At 58.9% G+C, this 18,015-nt stretch carries 14 protein-coding genes and 2 pseudogenes; 4 read left to right on the top strand and 12 right to left on the bottom strand.

Annotated elements, in window-relative coordinates:
* The first annotated feature begins 125 nt into the window (after positions 1 to 125).
* Both istA and istB read left to right on the top strand, forming a co-directional pair.
* Positions 126 to 1,661 carry an IS21 family transposase gene (gene istA / locus ACVTFQ_RS30360; RefSeq protein ID WP_162724847.1) on the top strand — a complete coding sequence of 512 codons (1,536 nt, stop codon included), beginning with the start codon at positions 126 to 128 and terminating at the stop codon, positions 1,659 to 1,661.
* Between the two features lie 14 nt (positions 1,662 to 1,675).
* Positions 1,676 to 2,431 carry an IS21-like element helper ATPase IstB gene (gene istB / locus ACVTFQ_RS30355; protein WP_111560489.1) on the top strand — a complete coding sequence of 252 codons (756 nt, stop codon included), beginning with the start codon at positions 1,676 to 1,678 and terminating at the stop codon, positions 2,429 to 2,431.
* Between the two features lie 532 nt (positions 2,432 to 2,963).
* Here the strand turns inward: istB and ACVTFQ_RS30350 are convergent.
* The 5 genes from ACVTFQ_RS30350 to ACVTFQ_RS30330 form a co-directional block, all read right to left on the bottom strand.
* On the bottom strand, positions 2,964 to 3,947 hold the full coding sequence (locus tag ACVTFQ_RS30350; RefSeq protein WP_470424483.1) for a PAS domain S-box protein: 984 nt from the start codon (positions 3,945 to 3,947) through the stop codon (positions 2,964 to 2,966).
* A 108-nt stretch (positions 3,948 to 4,055) separates the two neighbouring features.
* The gene (locus tag ACVTFQ_RS30345) at positions 4,056 to 5,138 is read right to left on the bottom strand and encodes a response regulator (protein WP_470424482.1); all 1,083 of its coding nucleotides are present in this window, start codon (positions 5,136 to 5,138) and stop codon (positions 4,056 to 4,058) included.
* A gap of 7 nt (positions 5,139 to 5,145) precedes the next feature.
* A complete protein-coding gene (locus tag ACVTFQ_RS30340; protein ID WP_470424481.1) occupies positions 5,146 to 5,709 on the bottom strand; it encodes a chemotaxis protein CheB in 564 nt (187 codons plus the stop codon).
* Positions 5,709 to 6,548 (bottom strand): CheR family methyltransferase, encoded by an 840-nt coding sequence (locus ACVTFQ_RS30335; protein WP_111564813.1) that lies wholly within the window; start codon positions 6,546 to 6,548, stop codon positions 5,709 to 5,711. The genes ACVTFQ_RS30340 and ACVTFQ_RS30335 overlap by 1 nt, the downstream gene beginning before the upstream one ends.
* Entirely contained in the window at positions 6,545 to 9,994 is a 3,450-nt protein-coding gene (locus ACVTFQ_RS30330) for a response regulator (protein ID WP_470424480.1), read from the bottom strand. The genes ACVTFQ_RS30335 and ACVTFQ_RS30330 overlap by 4 nt, the downstream gene beginning before the upstream one ends.
* 520 nt (positions 9,995 to 10,514) lie before the next feature.
* Here ACVTFQ_RS30330 and ACVTFQ_RS30325 point away from each other — a divergent pair.
* On the top strand, positions 10,515 to 10,772 hold the full coding sequence (locus tag ACVTFQ_RS30325) for a helix-turn-helix domain-containing protein (protein WP_111564720.1): 258 nt from the start codon (positions 10,515 to 10,517) through the stop codon (positions 10,770 to 10,772).
* Between the two features lie 125 nt (positions 10,773 to 10,897).
* On the opposite strand, the pseudogene ACVTFQ_RS30320 reads toward ACVTFQ_RS30325, so the two are convergent.
* A pseudogene (locus ACVTFQ_RS30320) lies at positions 10,898 to 11,977 on the bottom strand (response regulator); the annotation flags it as partial.
* 11 nt (positions 11,978 to 11,988) lie between these two features.
* Between ACVTFQ_RS30320 and ACVTFQ_RS30315 the strand changes: the two are divergent.
* Positions 11,989 to 12,450, top strand: a pseudogene (locus tag ACVTFQ_RS30315) (LuxR C-terminal-related transcriptional regulator); the annotation flags it as partial.
* Between the two features lie 12 nt (positions 12,451 to 12,462).
* Here ACVTFQ_RS30315 and ACVTFQ_RS30310 read toward each other — a convergent pair.
* The 6 genes from ACVTFQ_RS30310 to paoC form a co-directional block, all read right to left on the bottom strand.
* Positions 12,463 to 13,011 (bottom strand): hypothetical protein, encoded by a 549-nt coding sequence (locus ACVTFQ_RS30310; RefSeq protein WP_470424638.1) that lies wholly within the window; start codon positions 13,009 to 13,011, stop codon positions 12,463 to 12,465.
* Positions 13,012 to 13,090: 79 nt separating this feature from the next.
* The gene (locus ACVTFQ_RS30305) at positions 13,091 to 13,378 is read right to left on the bottom strand and encodes a hypothetical protein (protein ID WP_470424479.1); all 288 of its coding nucleotides are present in this window, start codon (positions 13,376 to 13,378) and stop codon (positions 13,091 to 13,093) included.
* 12 nt (positions 13,379 to 13,390) lie between these two features.
* Complete coding sequence (locus tag ACVTFQ_RS30300) at positions 13,391 to 13,801, bottom strand: response regulator (protein WP_470424478.1); 411 nt, start codon at positions 13,799 to 13,801, stop codon at positions 13,391 to 13,393.
* A gap of 307 nt (positions 13,802 to 14,108) precedes the next feature.
* A complete protein-coding gene (locus tag ACVTFQ_RS30295) occupies positions 14,109 to 14,696 on the bottom strand; it encodes a BA14K family protein (RefSeq protein WP_470424477.1) in 588 nt (195 codons plus the stop codon).
* 107 nt (positions 14,697 to 14,803) lie between these two features.
* Positions 14,804 to 15,202, bottom strand: coding sequence for a DUF1236 domain-containing protein (locus ACVTFQ_RS30290; protein ID WP_470424476.1), 399 nt, complete (start codon positions 15,200 to 15,202; stop codon positions 14,804 to 14,806).
* 613 nt (positions 15,203 to 15,815) lie between these two features.
* Positions 15,816 to 18,014 (bottom strand): aldehyde oxidoreductase molybdenum-binding subunit PaoC, encoded by a 2,199-nt coding sequence (gene paoC / locus ACVTFQ_RS30285; protein WP_470424475.1) that lies wholly within the window; start codon positions 18,012 to 18,014, stop codon positions 15,816 to 15,818.
* Between the last annotated feature and the right edge of the window lies 1 nt (position 18,015).

Here is an 18,015-nt window from a genome sequence, read left to right as displayed (position 1 = left end):
CGGACACGATTCCGAGAATTAACCGGACGCGATTCCGATTTGATACCGGACAGCTTTTCAACGTAGGCAGTGTCCCTGGGTCAGCAACCTTGGCATGTATTTCCTTTCGAACGTGAGGAGATGGCATGTCGAAGAGACGAAGGCTGACCATGAGACAAATCCGACATTTACTTCGACTGCGATCGGACGGTGTGAGCGTTCGCGACATTGCCGATCTGCTCGGTATCGCCCGCAGCACTGTACAGGACGGGATCGGGCGAGCTGCGACGGCAGGGCTGTCCTGGCCTTTGCCTGCCGATCTGACTGACGACGTCTTGGAAGGCAAACTTTTCGCCAGGCAAGGCACCAAGCAAGGGGTGCGGCGACTACCAGAGCCGGATTGGAGCGTCATTGCGATCGAGCTGAAGAAGCCCGGCGTGACCCTGACGATCCTGTGGGAGGAGTATCGGGCCGTCTATCCGGATGGCTACGGCTTCAGTCGGTTCTGCGACCTGTTCCGCGGCTTTGAACGGCGTCTGACGCCCACGATGCGGCAGGTCCACATTGCTGGCGACAAGGTGTTTGTCGATTATTCCGGCAAGAAGCTGCCTATCGTCGATCGTAAGACCGGCGAGATCCGCGAGGCGGAGATCTTTGTCGGCGTGCTTGGCGCATCGAGTTATGCCTTTGCAGAAGCCACCTGGACCCAGACCCTGCCGGACTGGATCGGCTCGCACGTTCGCATGTTCGCCTTCTTTGGTGGCGTGCCGCGCCTTATCGTTCCGGATAATTTGAAGTCCGGCGTCAACAAGGCGAGCTTCTACGATCCAGAGATCAACCAGAGCTTCGGCAGGATGGCGGCCCATTACGGCGTCGGCGTGCTTCCGGCGCGACCGAAGCGGCCGAAAGACAAGCCAAAAGTCGAGGCCGGCGTACGTTTCGCTCAGAGCTGCATCCTCGGCCGGCTGCGCAATCATACCTTTTTCTCACTGGAGGAAGCTAACGCCGCCATCCGGGATGCCGTCGAGCGGATCAACACGCACGTCATGAAGCGGTTGGGCCAAACCCGCCAGGAGATATTCGAGACCATGGAACGCCCAGCACTCGCGGCTCTCCCGGCAGAGGACTACGAGTACGCCGAATGGAAGCTGGCGCGGGTCTTGACCGACTACCACGTCGAGTTCGAGCGCTATTTCTACTCCGTACCTCATACGCTCATCCGCCAGCAGGTTGATGTCCGGGCCACGAGCCGTACGATCGAGGTCTTTTTCAAGGGCAAGAGGATTGCGACCCACCAACGCCGGTACGGCGGTTCTCGCTACGGAACCAATCCTGACCATATGCCTAGCTCGCACCGGCGCTATGCCGAATGGTCACCTGCAAGGTTCCAGCGCTGGGGTGCTTCCATTGGGCCTCAGACCGAGGGGCTGATCATAGCTATACTGGCCAGCCGTCCTCATCCCGAACAAGGCTTTCGAACCTGCCTTGGCGTGCTGAAGCTCTACCAGGCCATTCCTACGATGCAGGCCGAAGCAGTGTCCGCCCGTGCCGTCGAGATCGGCGGACTGACTTGCAAGAGCATCAGCGCGCTCATCAGCACCTATAAGGCACCACGATATTCCGCCGAACCTGCCGCTGTCGGCGAGCACGCCAATCTTCGCGGCAAAGCCTACTTTCATTAAGGAGACAATCAAGAATGCTGACCAATCCCACTTTAGACACGCTGCGGCAACTCGGCCTTTCCGGGATGGCTTCCGCCTTCCAGGAACTGGAGATTCAACCGGAGGCGAGAAGCCTCGAGCACGGCGAATGGCTCGCGATCCTGCTCGAACGGGAACAGACCTCGCGTCGCCAGAAGCGCTTCGAAGCCAGAGCCCGTGCCGCCAGGCTGCGCCATGACGCCCAGATCGAGAATACCGATTTCCGCGCAGCCCGTGGTCTCGATCGCAACCTCTTTCTCAAGCTTTCCAACTGCGACTGGATCAGACAGCGGCACTCCTTGCTACTGATCGGGCCGGCCGGCGTCGGCAAAAGTTGGTTGGCTTGCGCCCTCGGCCACAAGGCGTGCCGAGAAGATCTTGCCGTCGCCTATCACCGTGTACCACGGCTCTTTGGCGCGCTCGCCCTGGCACGAGGCGACGGTCGTTACGCAAAGATGCTCAAGAGCCTGGCCAAAACCGATCTTCTCATCCTGGACGATTGGGGGCCGGAGAAGCTCAGCGACGAGCAACGACGCGATCTTCTTGAGATTGTCGAGGATCGCTACGAGAAGCGCTCGACCATTGTTACCAGCCAAATCCCCGTGGACCACTGGTACGATATGATTGGAAATCCCACGATCGCAGACGCTGTTTTGGATCGCCTCGTTCACAACGCCTATCGCATCGAACTTTCTGGCGAAAGCCTCCGCAAACATCGAACACTGCATGCCGATGACACAACTCAGGCTTGACCATTCCAATATTCGCCGACAATGATCAACTCAGACCCAGGGACGCTCGGCGCATCCGGCTTCGCTTCACAGACGCGTCCGGTATAATGCTGGAATGAGCGTCCGGTTAAAGATCGGAATTCCTGTCCGGTTTCATTGGAATACGCACCTGCAGCTCCTCGACGCCCGGGAATCGCAGCGGATTTCCGGACTTTTGGGCGCGTGACGGCGGCCTCGACATCGACAATCAATGACCTGTGTTTGGTGAGGTTCGAAGAGATGTCTGGCTAAGGTTATCGCAAGGAGATGGCGCAAAAGTGCGCAGCGGCCTTGCGGCTCCGACATCTTGGAAAAACAAAGGCATAAAGCATGGCAAACGAATCCGAAGGATCGCGACACGCTTTAAGTTTGGGAATATGGTGTCCGCGAGCCGCGCGCAGCCAAAAGTCTCCATCCGTCCCGAGATCTTCTTCAACGGAAACCCGAAGCTGTCAGATACTGGCACTCCGTCTCGGTCAATACAGGGGTAAACAAGATTTCGACGTTGAGGCTGTTAAGGAGGTGCCACTTGGACAGCGGAGAGAGGAGCAATTAGCGTCCACTGAATGAAACCGCCATGCATGCTCCAAGCCGCCTGCCCGGAAAGAGCCGACGGCACGAGTTTGCGGAGTACGAGCGCGCCAAAACCGTTTCCCTGCATCAACAGCTCGGCGTATTCGACCGCCGACTCGGACCATTTTAACTCGAAACGTTGGCCGTTACCGTCCGTTGCGGGCAGTATGCTCCATGTCACCGAGGGGTGCTGGCTTTCAATCGCTCCGAAACGGATTGCGTTTATAGCCAGTTCATGAAGCGCCATGCCTATGTTTAGAACCGCGTTGGCGTCGAGTGTTATGTCCGGGCCAGAGACCTTCACCGTCTGGCTCATCTCGAACGTTTTGAGTTGGTGCGAAACAAGTTGGGCAAGACTTACGCCCGCCCAGTCGACCTGGGAAAGCAGATCGTGAGAGTGGGACAGCGCCATGATCCGCTCACGGATGCGTGCTTCGAATTCCTTTACCGATCCGGCACGCATCGCCGTTTGCCGGACTACCGCGAGCACCACCGCGTATTGGTTTTTAACTCGGTGGTTCACCTCGCGCATCAACAGGTGCAGCCGCCGTTCGCTTTCCTTTGTCTGCGAAATATCCCTGGCGATGCTTGACGAGCCTACAAGTTTCCCGGCTCGGCTTTTGATGGGTGAGATGGTGATCGATACTGGGATTCGCCTGCCGTCACGATGCCGGCGGGCAGTCTCGAAAGTCTCGATGCGTTCACCAAGCTTGAGTTGCTCAAGGATGCGTGCCTCTTCGTCGTGCTTATCGTCAGGAACAAGCAGGTATATCGACTGGCCGACGGCCTCCTGCTCTCGATAGCCGAACATTTGCTCGGCCGCCCTGTTCCAACTGACGATCATTCCTGCAAGATCCTTGCTGATGATCGCATCGAACGACGACTCGACGATGGCCGCAAGACGCTCTTCGGTATGTTTTTTCATGTCTGACGATGCAACTTTTACCGCTGGTGGCTGAGAATCTAGGCAGCTTGTGGTGAGATCAAGTCCAACAAGCTCGTGGCAGGTTGAATATCCATTCCAGGACGCCAGTCATAGCCTGACAAGGGATGGAAGCGGAATGAGGACCCGCAGTCGAAGCCCCTCCTTGGTCCAATCTCGTGAGATCCGCCCGCTTAGGCCTTGAAGCGCCGCCTTCTCGAGGGTCGATCCGAAGCCCTCCCGCTTTGGTTGCCCCTCCAGTCTCATCGCTCCTTCCTCTGACCAATTGATCGATAAGACCTCGCCCTGCGACTCTACCTCGATTTTCAGTTTGCCATCCGGGATCGAAAGCGCCCCATATTTGGCTGCATTGGTTGTGAGTTCATGCAGCAGCAGCGCAAGGGAGGTCAGCGCGCTGCCCGTCAGCGGAGCGTCCGCTCCTGATATCTCGATGCGAGAATCCTGGTCATGCTCATGTGGCGCCACGATCGCGCGAAGGAGCGCGTTCACCGTTGTCGCGATCTCGCTCCCGGCTCCGTCGAGCGCGAGATCCGGCAACGTCAGTTCGTGCGCTCGCGATAGTGCATGCAGTCGGGACCTGAGATCGGCCTCCAGTTCGGCAACGCTTCTCGCGGGCCGGGCACTCAAGGAGATCAATCCGGCGGTCACGCTGAACAGGTTTTTGATGCGATGATTGATTTCCCGCAGCAGCACGTCCTTATGGCCCGCCGCCGCCTTGAGCGCTTCAGCTTGCGATGCAAGCTCGTCACGTTGAGCCCTTAATTCGTCACGCTGAGCGGCTAACTGCTGACGTTGGCGGAACAACTCGTAAAAGACCTCCACCTTGCTGCGCAGGACATCCGGTTCGATCGGCTTTTGAATGAAGTCGACCGCGCCGGCCTCATAGCCACGGAAACGACGCTGTCCATCGGTGCTGCCAGCGGTCACGAAGATAATGGGGATGCGCCTGGTGCGTTCGTTGCCACGCATTAGCTCGGCGAGCTCGAAGCCGGTCAAGCCCGGCATCTGGACATCGACGAGGGCGAGGGCGACGTCGTGATGAAGAAGCATTTCCAATGCCTCATCGCCCGATCGAGCCTTCAGTAGAATCAGGTCTTCACGGCGGAGAAGCGCTTCGAGTGAAAGAAGGTTCTCCTCCAGATCGTCGACAAGCAGGAAAGGCACGGCGTCCATTATGTATTCAAACCTTTTTCAAATATTCCGCGATCGACGCAAGCGTCATAATGTGAGCTTCCGGACTTGCCTTGGCGGCCGCGTCCGGCATTAAAGCTGCATAAGCCGTGGCGGGATCCTGGATCAATCCGACGCCACCCGCCTCAACCACCGCCTTCAACCCCTGAGCGCCGTCGCTGTTGGCGCCAGATAGCACGATCGCGACTAGCCTTTCCCTATAGGCATCGGCGGCGGTCTCGAACAAAACATCGACGGACGGACGGGAGAAAAGGACCGGCTCATCGCTTGAAAGAGCGAATGTCTTATCGAGTTCAACGAGTAGATGATAGTCAGGGGGCGCGAAATAGATAGTGCCCGCGCAGATCGGCTCCTTGTCCTCCGCTTCCTTCACGGCCATATGGCATTTGACCGCGAACAGTTCGGCCAAGGCGCTTGGCCTGTCCGGCGGTATGTGGACAACAACGATAATCGGCATCGAGAAATTCGCGGGAAGCAAGGGAAGAATGGCCGAGAGTGCCTCCAGGGCCCCAGCCGATGCTCCAATCACCACGGCGTCAAAACGCCCCGCCATCACCCACCCCGCTTCTGGTAGAGTTTCTCTTCCCTGGAAAGTTCCTCGAAGGAGCCCGCGAGAGCCGAAAACCTCAGGCTTTCCTTCGCGCCCAGGCCTAGAAATCCCTTTCGCACCATGGAACCTTCAAACAGCCTTATGGCGCGGTCTTGCAGATCGCGGTCGAAGTAGATCAGGACATTGCGGCAAGAGATGAGATGCATTTCCGCGAAGACGGCATCGGTGACCAGGCTATGATCCGAGAAAACCACGTTGCGCCGCAAGCTTTTGTCAAAGGATGCTCTCCCATAGGCAGCCTGATAATAATCGGACAATGACGATTTACCGCCCGATTTTCGGTGGTTCTCCGTGAACAGTTGCACACGATCGAGAGCGTATACGCCAGCCTCGGCCACGGCGAGCGCCTCCGCGTTGATGTCCGTGGCGTAAAATAAGGTGCGCTCTTCCAGGCCTTCCTCGCGAAAAAGGATTACCATCGAATAGAGCTCCTCGCCGCCGCTGCATCCCGCGATCCAAACCTTCAGGGAAGGATACGTCTTCAAGTGCGGAACCACTTTTTCACGAATCGCCTTGAAGAAGCTGGGATCGCGAAACATCTCGCTGACCTGCACGGTCAGGTAGCCCAATAGCTTCGGAAGCAGTGATGGATCGTGCAAGATGCTTTCCTGCATCGCCGAGATCGTGGCAAACCCCAGGGCTTGGCGGGCTTGCCGCAGGCGACGCTTGACCGAGGCCATCGCGTAATTGCGAAAGTCATAATGATAGGTGAGAAACAGTGCCTCCAGAAGCAGCCGGATCTCGATATCCTCGACGTTTCTTGGGTTTTCCGCTTCCGTCATTTCGGCATCCAAACCCGTACCAGCGATAGCAATTTCTCCACGTCGAGGGGCTTGGCCATGTAGTCATTCGCTCCGGCTTCAATGCAGCGTTGCTGGTCGTCCGGCATCGCTTTCGCCGTCAGGGTCAGTATCGGCAGCTTTTTCCAGGCGGGATTTTCGCGAATCGCGCGGGTGGCCGTCAGCCCGTCCATCACGGGCATCATCACGTCCATTAGCACGAGGTCGATCATCGCCGCATCCGTTCGTGAGGCCTTCTCGAGCGCGGTGATCGCCTCCTGGCCATTGCGAGCTATTTCCACGATCGCGCCGCGGGGCTCGAGAATATTTGTCAAGGCGTAGACGTTGCGAACATCGTCCTCCACCACGAGGATACGACGACCCTCCAGGATAGCGTCGCGATTGCGCGCCTTGCGGATCATCTTTTGCTGTTCATGCGGCAACTCGGAGATCACCTGATGCAGGAATAGGCTGACCTCGTCGAGGAGACGTTCGGGCGACTTGGCGCCCTTGATGATGATTGACTTGGAATAACGTCGAAGTCGCTGCTCATCGTCCTGCGATAGGTCCCGTCCGGTGTAAACGATGACCGGCGGGAAGGCGTACGCGCTTTCCTGGCTCAAGGTCTCGAGAAGGGCGTAGCCCGAGGCGTCAGGTAACGATAGATCGAGAACCATGCAGTCGACCGTGCCATCCTTGAGGATCTGCAAGCATTCAGCGGCCGTTCCGACCGTCAGCGTTTCCACCCCGCGCGAGCCGAGAAGTTTCGCCACCGCCTCCCGCTGAACCGGATCGTCCTCGACGATCAGGATACGTCGTACGTCCTGTGCCAATTTTAGCTCGAGCTTCTCTAAAACCTCGACAAGCTGTTCGCGTTTGACCGGCTTGACCGCGTAGCCGACGGCGCCCAGGGATAATGCTGTTTCGCTGTGGTCCTCGGCGGAAATCATATGGATAGGCATATGGCGGGTCTCGACGTCGTGCTTGAGGCGATCAAGAACCGCCAGGCCGGATTGATCGGGCAAGCCGACGTCAAGGATGACCGCGTTCGGTCTGTATTCCTTCGCGAGCCTGAGCGCCTCTTCGGCGGTGCCGGCGACCAAGGCCTGGAAACCCATCTCGCGCGAGAGATCCCTGACGATTGCCGCGAAGGATGCATCGTCCTCAATCACAAGCAGAACGCGTCTTGCGCTATCGAGCGCGGCGCGGTCGTCATCGAGCGCGCGCGTTGCGTGTGACGGAGGTTGCGTCCTGGCCGCTGGCACGCCTTCGTTCACGGCGCCCGCGGCCATCGTTGTGTGGCGGGTCAACCCATCTCCCAAGGCAATCAGGGCCGCCGGATCATGGCTCCGCGGCACAGTGACCGTGAAGGTGCTGCCTTTATCAGGCTGGCTCACCAATTCGATCGAGCCACCGAGCAGCCGTACAAGCTGACGCGAGATTGAGAGGCCAAGACCCGTGCCACCATAACGGCGACTGATCGTACTATCAGCCTGATGGAACGCCTCGAATATGCGCTGCTGCTGATCAGGAGCGATGCCGATACCGGTGTCCGTTACAGCAAACGAAATTCCCCGCGCATCCTGCCCGGTGATCTTGAGAACGACGCTGCCTGACGGGGTGAACTTGATGGCGTTCGACAGCAGGTTCTTGAGTACCTGTTCCAGACGAAGCGGATCGGTCTCGATCGCCGCCGGGACATCCTGGGCAACTTCGATTACAAGATCGAGTTTCTTTTCAGCGGCCACGGGTTGGAAAACCTGCCTCAAATTGTTCGTGAGGCGCTCGATCACGACGGTCTCAGGCCTCATCTCCACGTGACCAGCCTCGATCTTCGATAAGTCGAGGATGTCATTGATCAAGTTTAGAAGGTCATTGCCCGATGACTGGATGGTCTGCGCATATTTCACTTGCTCAGCGGTCAGGTTCTCGTCCGGGTTGTCAGCGAGCAACTTCGCGAGGATCAATGACGAGTTGAGTGGCGTCCTGAGCTCGTGAGACATGTTGGCTAGGAAGTCGGACTTGTACTGGCTGGCCTGCTCGAGCTCTCTCGCCTTCAGCTCGACGGACGCGTTGACGCGCTCGAGATTGTCGCGCTGGAACTCGAGTTCCTGCGCCTGCTCTTCCAACTGCGAATTTGTCTGTTCCAGCTCGGCCTGCTGCTGCTCAAGGCGAGTCTGCGATTCTTTCAGCGCACGACCTTGCTCCTCGAGCTCTTCGTTCGATACGCGGAGCTCTTCGCTCTGGGTCTGCAGCTCTTCCGACTGGCGCTGAGTTTCCTCAAGCAGGTCTTGCAGCTCACTTCGGTAGGTGGCCGATCGCACGGCGATCGCGACCGCTTCGGACGCCCGTTCCAGAAGCGTTCGCACACGCGGGTCCATGGGACGCAAAAAGCCAATTTCGATGACGGAGTTAACCTGCCCGTCCACCGAGCCGGGAAAGATTGCGAGATGGCGAGGTTTATCCCTGCCAAGCGCCGAACCAAAAGCCAGATAGCCGTCGGGCACCTCTCCGAAGACCAACGGTTTCCCTTCCGCCGCGGCTTGGCCCAAAAGCCCTTCGCGTAACCGAAAATGGTCTGTAATGGCTGCATTGCCTGGTACGCCAAGGGCGGCGATGCGCTTGAATTTATCCCTGTCTATCGCAAACGCGGCACCAGCTATTCCCCCGACGTAACCTATCAAGAACTCCAGGATGCTGTTGCCTAGCTGATCGAGAGGCTGGTCGCCCATCATGGCGGTCGCCAGTCCAACTTGACCCGATTGCAACCAATCCTCGTGTCGACGCGCCAACGTCGCACGTCGTATCAGCGCGCCGATAACCAAGGTCAGCACCATGCCGACCAGGCCAGACAATATTGTGCTCGTCAGTGCCGTCCGCTGAGCGCCTTTCATATCCGCGATGCGCTGCAGGCGAACCTCTCCCTCACGCTGCGCCATGGCGGAGATCTGTGCCCGAATCGCGTCCATCGCGCTTTTACCGCGATCTGAGTTCACGGCCACCAGGGCCGCCTCCAATCCCTCTTTTCGCCGGACGTCGATCGTTTCCCTCAATTCGGCGAGCTTGGCGTCGACGTGCTGCTTGAGCGTCGCGAGCCGCTCCGACTGGCCAGAATTTTCTGCAGTTAACCGATCTATGTCTTGCAGCTTCGATGGTATCGCCCGCAGAGCGGAATCGAATGGTTCGAGATAGGCCTCGTTGGATGTCAGCAGAAAGCCGCGCTGCCCCGTCTCGGCGTCCTGGACTCGTGACAGTAATTCATCAAGCGCAACGATCGCGACATGCGTCTGCACGATGCGTTGATTGCTCGCCTCCAACGCCTGAAGATTGAGAAAGGCAACGAGACCGCTGATCAAGAAGAAGACGAGCGTGCCGGCCAGCCCGCTCGCGACCCCGGGATCGAGGCCCAAGGATCGATCCGACAATTGAGAGGCAGGCCTATTTTTCATCAGAATCTCGCAGCATGGAAGGCAGGTCAGGAACCCTTACTCGCGCGCCCCCTAATAGGCAATGACCACGCCGTTGTCGAACCAAGGAGCCGCGAATTTAGACCAGCGGGCGTCCCGGAGATTTCGCGGTCAAGGACGCCACGCTCGCGAGCACCGCACGGCCGCTAGTCGTCGCCATCGCCGCGCGGGCGCGCCCTTCGCAATGCCTCCCAGGGAGCGCCCTCCCCATTATCACGCGACAACCACCGATTCTCACGCCCCAGCTCCATCTCCCGGGAAGCTGAAGAACGCGGTTTCGTCACGATCAGATGACCGCGCCTCCGGCCCCGCGGCCCTGGCTCGATACCCAACTCGTTCTGCAGCCGTCACTTGGGCACTCCACCAAGCGTCGGCGTTACAAGGACAAGATCGACGCTCGCGAGTGTTAAACTCATGCATTTTTTAAGGTCGAGGAGATCCAAACGATCACCCTACACGTGTAAAGAAACAGCTTCTTGTCTCTAATCGGTTGGAAAAAGTAATGATACCCAGTGGTGATAAGTCGATCCATTCGCGGATAAATAGCAATTTAGGAAGACGCGTAAAGTCAGCCCGAAAATCACTGGGACTTAGCCAAACTCACTTGGCAAACGCCTTGGGCGTCTCGTTCCAGCAAATTGGCAAGTATGAAAGTGGTCAAAACACCATGTCCGTTCCCACGTTCTTGACAATCTGCCACGCTCTTCGCCTTAAGCCATCATCGCTGCTCGACGAATACTCGGACCGGGAAAAGTTCTAACGCGGAGTGACGTCCTGTCCTCCGCGCGTTTCGCGCCGTCAAGCCACGGACACACGGTAAGCGCTTGCTTGCGCGAAAAAGAATCATTTCGAAGAAACGATCAACTAATTCGCCCGCGCTTTGGTCTAGCTCATCAGAAGTTCCGAAATCTTGAGCGCGAACGCGTCCGCCGCGAACGGCTTCGTCAGCACGAGCATGCCGTCTTGCAAATGACCATGGTTTAGGACGGCGTTTTCCGCATACCCGGTGACGAACAGCACGCGCAGCTCTGGGCACTGGGCGCTGAACGCGGGCGGCGTCCGCGACGCTGGCGCCCGTTCATGCCGCTGGCAATCCCACATCCATGACAAGCAGGTCAATATCCGGCCGGGCGTCGAGCAGCTTCATCGCCGATGGCGCGTCGTCCGCTTCCAGAACCGCGTAGCTAAGTTCTTCAAGCATGTCGACCGCCACCATCCTTACGAGCGGTTCGTCGTCCACGCACAGGATTGTCTTTACATCCGGCGCCCACGGCGTTTCGACCGTTGAAACAAGGACATCTTCATGACGGGCATTATCATGATGTCGCGGGAGGTAGATGCAGACCCTCGAACCTTTGCCACTTTCCGAATAAATGCGGGCAGTCCTCCAGTAGACCATGGACAGGCCGAGCCCCGTCCCCTGACCGATTGGCTTGGTTGTGTAGAATGGGTCGAACGCTCGAGCGACAACGTCGGGTGTCGTACCAGTGCCCGTATCGCTCACGCAGAGCGAGACAAAGTGCCCAACCGCCAGACCGCGCGCCCTCGCCGCGCGATCGTCGAGCCAGCGGTTACCCGTTTCAATCGTCAACTTTCCGCCGTTCGTATGGCATCTCGTGCACAGATTGAGAAGCGCGTTCTCAAGCTGGCCCACGTCGAGGAATGTCGTCGCGTCTGCCGTCTTGAGAAGGCGAGTAGGCGCTGTGTCAAGCCCGCGGCCCGCTTTGACCGAGGCCTGGGCGCCGCTTAGGTAGCGATCAATGTCGTCGACGCGGCCTTGGGCTACCGTGTCCGCATTAGCTCAAGGCTGCCAGCAATGACGGCGAGTATGTTGTTGAAGTCGTGGGCGAGACCGCCCGTTAACTGGCCAACGGCCTCCATCTTCTGAGCTTGCCGTAGCGCTTCCTCGGCTTGCACCAAGGCTGCCGTGCGGTCTTCGACGCAGGCTTCGAGGGTGGCGTTGAGATCGCCGAGGCCTGATCGATGTCTCCATGCCGGGCGGTGGCTTGAGCGCGATCGGTGAAATTCTTCGGCGCAGCCCATCGACGAAGGTGTTGATGCTGACGGCGTCGGAGGAAATCGACACGCTGCTGGCAGCGCTTCAAAGGGGCGCGATGGGATATGTTCTGAAGGGCGTCGGCTCCAGGGGGCTAGCGGAGGCGATCAGGACCATCCTCAAGGGAACCCGCTATGTGTCTCCAGCCATGTCCGCGAAAGTGGTGGATGTCTCACTGGACAAGGAGCCGCCCAAGAACGCTTTGACTCCACGCGAACGCGAGGTGATGGACCTTGTGGGAGAGGGTCTCTCCAACAAGCATATCGGGCTGCGGCTTGATCTGCAGGAAAAGACCGTCAAGCATCACATGACGCAAATCCTGACGAAACTGGGCGTTTCGAACCGAACCGAGGCGGCGCTGCGCTGGCGTGGGAAGCGTTAGGGTCTACACGCTCTAGCGAACAAACCGGTTCAGCCGCCGAACATCGTTGGCGGTCGCCTGCCTGTCCACGATGGTGCGGCCTTTCGAATCGCGCATGATGTAGCGACCGCGCCGCAGCGTTTCGGTTATGCCATTGCCGTGGCGAACATCGACACTGCCATCTGAACTTTCCGTGGCCTTAACGCCCGAGGCTGATGATGCGGAGGGAGATGATGGCGACGAGCCGCCGCCCTTGCCGGAGCTGCCGCTCGCGCCCGCGCCCCCGTTGCCATTGCCGTTCCCGTTACCACCCGCGTTGCTGGAACTGTTGCCGGCGTTACCCGAGCTGTTTCCATTGCTGGAACCGTTGCCGCTCCCATTGCTGGAACCGTTTCCATTATTGCCGCCGTTGCCATTTCCGCCGCCATTGCCGTTGCCGTTATTGCCGTCCTTCGCATGCGCGGCATTCGTCGTCGGCGCCGGAAGCGGCCCGAAGCTCAGCGTCAGTGGCATCGCAGAGATAACAAGGGCGACCGTCGCCCCGCATCCCAGTCTCAGCAGGCAGCGCCTTGAAAGCATGATTGCGCCCTTTCCAGCCTTATGCGCTTGTCTACGCAGATGACGGCGCATGGATCTGCGCTGCGCCGAATTTTTGCGTCGTTCATTTGACCTCTGGGCGATCGGTCCGCTGTTTGTGGCGAAATTCGACCACCTGCCGCATCTGCGCCAGGCGAAGCTCAAGCGCGGTCCGATCCATCGATGGGGCAAGCTTGGCAAGTTCATCGGCCAGAATGTCCATCTCCCGGAGGAAGAACAGAAGGTCGAAGCCACGTTCGAGTTCGGTGGCCGCGTCGTTGGCATCATGCGAACCGCTCCGTGACGACGCGGGCTCCGCCAAGATGATCTCGGCGACCGCAGCGTCGGCGTGCCTGGCTCGAATGTTTGTCACGATGTGCTCCTGTCAGTGCTGTTGCGGTTTGGACGTGGCATTTTCCACGCCGTCTTGTGCATTCTGTTGCCGCGCACGGCGGCTGCGCCACGCCGCGGCCTGGCGTAGGCCGTCGACAACGCTTGGGGCGCTCGGTGGTTTGACGACGACGTGTACGCCGTCCCGGTCGCCAACAAGATCAGGATTGCCCGTCAGATAGACGATGCCGACGTTGAAATGTTCGACCAGTTGCTTAGCGATCTCCGGCCCTGTCAGTCCATCGGCGAGGCGCACGTCCAGAATTGCGATATCCGCCTCAGGCGCCAGCTCCATCGCCTCGGCGGTGTTTCGGGCGATCCCCGCGATCTCGAAGCCTTCGGCCATCGCGATGTCTTCCACCATCAGCGCGAAAGCCGGCTCATCCTCGACAATCAGAACACGCATGATCGCTCCTAATGTATCGTCGGCGACAGGTGCCGGAGGTCGGTATCGGGTGCGTCAAAGATTCCAAGCTCGAACTTGCGCGCCCTGACACGGCCAAGCAGGTCTGTCCTGATGTTCGGCGGCTCGGGCAAGATGCGCGATAAAAGTACAATCCGCTCACCGTGGGCCCATCCATCGCGTACGGTTTGTGGCTCTGCCAAGTTTCGGTCGATGTTCTTGGCGGCGAAACCTAATCTTCCTATCGTCCCTAGGAAGCTAACCACAACGAACTGCCCAGCAACACGGGCTTTGGTCCAGGATGCGCCGATTATTCGATCGCCGCGACCGTCTGGGCTTCAGCCGGTGGCGTGCATTCCACGCGGGGCCCAGAGTAGGGCTGATATGTGTTGTCGTCCGCGCGATAGGATTTGTAGCGACTGGCGCACCATCTTGCCGTGTTCGCCGGGAGGGCCGCGACTGGCGACGTCGACGCCGGATCGCGGCTTTCAAATGGCGGCTGGCACACGCGGACCTGTCCCTCGAAGGTGCGATATGTGTTCGTCGTCGGGTCGAACGATCTGTAGCGCGATGAGCACCAATTCAGATGCGCTACCGACATTCCGGTCGATAGCGGCGATGTATCGGTGGGCGCCGACGCGGCGACCGCTAGTGGCTTCTTCGCAACCTCCCAGGTGTCCGCCATCGCATACGTCGAAAGTGCGGGGGGCAATCGTATATAAGTCTGGAGGGCCGGATAGACACGCGTGGGCTCGGTTGTCCAAAGATTGGCATCCATTAGACCGCTCAAGTCTTGTTGCGTGTTTTCCGCCATGCCGATCGAAGCAATCGACGCGGCAAGCGTGACCGTGCCCATGACGGTGACTATTCCAAACGCGACACTCGCGAGCCCGTTCATCGTCAGTATCCATTTTGTGCGAAGACATTTGCCAGCGTCATATCGGCGGCGGTGGTCGAATCGGCTTGAGCGGCAAGGCATTTGCCGCGCCGCCCAACCGAGTTCGATCAATTGATGACCTGAATAACCTTGCGGGACGAAGGTTCGATGATGACCCGCTCGTTGTTGACGATCGCGTAGCCGTACTTCGGATTTTCGGGCACCGGTGTGACCACGACCGTCTCTGGCAAGGCGTGGCCAACCACGACTTTTTCCCGCACAATCACGGGCTCCGCCGGTGCCGGCGCTTTGCGAACATAGGTAACGACCTTTGCGGGCGGCGGATCGATGATGGTGCCGACCACGGCGCCGGTGACGCCGCCCACGGCCGCACCGACGGGACCGCCGACGATGGCGCCGGTGACCGCTCCGCCAGCCGCGCCATTAACAGTGCCCGACTGCGCCACGGCGACGCCGGACATGAGGGTGATCGCCGCGATCGCGGTCGCTGTAAGTTTGAAAGACATGTTCATCTCCTTTTGGAAGCTTCGTCGCAGCCAGAAAACGGCTTTGCCTGCTGGTAGTTCCGTGGTCGGACCTAGGTCGGAGACATCTCAGACTAAGGTCTGAGGCGAGGTGTTGAAGTTCGATCTCGCTCAGGCCAACAGCGGCTCGTTTTGGGCGAGACAGCCCGCTATCGAGGGTATCGATACTTGAAATTTTGACGTCTCCACGAGCAAAGGCGAGCTCTTCGAGAGGACTGACGCTCGCAGCATTATCTGGTTCACGGGTGTTCTTTTTGTTTGATGCGACGCGAATGATATTCTTAGGCGGCACCGCCCTCGTTTCCCCACTCATTGCGAGGACTCCCATTATGGCGAGCCTTTCGTTTTAAGCGTAGGCACCAGTCTCGTGCGAGGTGTTGACCAAACCTCATCGAAAATTGCGTCAGCGGAAATGTTTGTCTGGCTTGGCTTGAAACGCCAACTTTCGCTCTCCTCGAGCCGCTTGCGACTGGCGACCAATATCATCGCGGCAAGGCTTACGATTTGTCGACAGCATCGGGCAGCCGCGTAATCGGGGATTCCAGCTAGGCCATTGATGAATGAGGCGGCGGCCTCGCCCGGCCACCGCATGCCATCAGGCAACATCCGGCAGCTCGCCGATCAGTTTGTCGAGTGTGATAGGGTAATGTCGGACCCGAACGCCGGTCGCGTTATGGATCGCGTTCGCGATAGCCGCCGAGACGCCACATAGACCGAGTTCACCCACTCCCTTGGCCTTCATCGGAGACGAATATGGGTCCGTCTCGTCCATGAAGATGACCTCCTGGTGAGGAATATCCGCGTGAACGGGTACCTCGTAGCCCGCGAGATCGTGATTAACGAAGAAGCCATGGCGAGTATCAACCGCAAGCTCTTCCGTCAATGCCCCGCCCGCGCCCATCGTCATCGCGCCTATAACTTGGCTGCGGGCGGTGATCGGATTAAGAATGCGGCCGGCCGCGCACACGGCCAGCATGCGGCGAATGCGCGTCTCACCAGTGGCGACATCAACGCCGACCTCCACGAAATGCCCGCCAAAGGTGGACTGCTGGTGGGTCTTGGTCAGGTCACCCCACTCAATCGTATCTTCGCCGACGATACCATCGGTTCCAGCGGCTTCTGCCAGCGCCACGATCCGGTTGCCCAATTTGACCTCACCATTCTCAAACACGGCGTCGGCCGAGTTGAATCCCAGTTTGCTGGCAATTGCCTCGCGAAGCTTGACGCAGGCCGCGTAAACTCCAGAAGTCGCGGAATTGGCACCGAACTGACCGCCCGATCCCGCCGACACTGGGAACCTGGAATCACCGAGCCGGACAGCGACTTTTTCGACGTTGACGCCCATCATTTCGGCGGCGGTCTGAGCGATGATCGTGTAACTGCCGGTGCCGATGTCGGTCATGTCCGTCTCGACCGTGACGACACCATCTTGATCGAGCTTGACCCGCGCCCCGGATGGCATGACGAGATTGTTGCGAAAAGCTGCCGCGACACCCATGCCAATCATCCAGTTTCCCTCGCGCCGTTTCGCTGGGCGCGTCCGCTTGTCCCAGCCGAACTTTTCGGCACCAAGTCTCAAACAGCCAATCAGATCGCGATGGGAGAACGGGCGGTCGGGATTTTCCGGATCGACCTGGGTATCGTTCTTGATCCGGAACTCGATTGGATCGATGGCGAGCTTCTCCGCCATTTCATCCATGGCGATTTCGAGCGCCATTAGACCGGGAGCTTCGCCGGGCGCACGCATGGCGTTTCCTTCCGGAAGATCAAGCGTGGCAAGCTTCATCCCCGTCATCCGGTTCTCACCAGCATAAAGCAGCCTCGTTTGCATGACAGCGGTTTCCGGACCACCGCCTGGAAGATCGCCTGACCAGCTCTCGTGCGCGATCGCCGTGATCCTCCCGTCTAGTTCGGCGCCAATGCGAATACGTTGGATCGTCGCCGGCCGGTGAGTCGTGTTATTCGGTATCATCGGTCGCGGAAGCGCCACCTTGACCGGTCGTCCAATTGACTTCGCGGCCAAGGCCGCGAGCACCGAGTCAGCACGAAGGAAAAGCTTGCCGCCAAAGCCACCACCGACAAATGGTGACATCAGGTGCACTTTCTCCTTCTCGACGCCAAGCGTCGTCGCGAGATCGGTACGCCACCAGTCGATCATTTGGCTTGACGTCCAGACCGTGACCTCATCACCGTCCCAAGCCGCGATCGACGCGGGGGGCTCCATCATGGAATGGGACTGATCCGGCGTGGTATATTCGGCGTCGAGCGTAACCTGGGCAGTACCAAAGGCTGCCTGGAAATCACCCGCGGCGCTCTCGGGTTCGGTCGAGGGATCCGGCGTCTTGGCATTTGCCATCTCGGCCCTTAGATCAAACGCACCCTTCTCAGGCGCGTAGTCAACCTTTATCAAGGCGGTCGCGGCGCGCGCCTGTTCGAATGTCTCGGCCACCACGACGGCGACCGCCTGGTGGTAGTGATTAATCTCCCTGCCACCGAAGAGCTTCGCGGTGTTCATCTTGCCCTTCCGCAGATCGCCGACCTCGAGTGTGGTGATGACCCCGAGCACGCCAGGCGCCTTTCTCGCGGCGGCGCTGTCGATGGATATGACCTGTCCCTTGGCGATGGCCGAACCAAGAGGGTAGCCATAGGCATATCGTAGCGCCGGGTCGTGCCATTCGTAGGCATACATGGCTCGGCCCGAGGTTTTTAGCTCGCCATCGATGCGGTGGATGGGCTTCCCAACGACTTTGAGTTGATCAATCGGATTAGTTGTTGCTGGTTTTTCGAACTGCATG

Source organism: Rhizobium sp. O111, from assembly GCF_055616315.1.
Note: the sequence above shows the minus strand (reverse complement) of the source record. Positions and strands in the feature narration are given on the sequence as shown.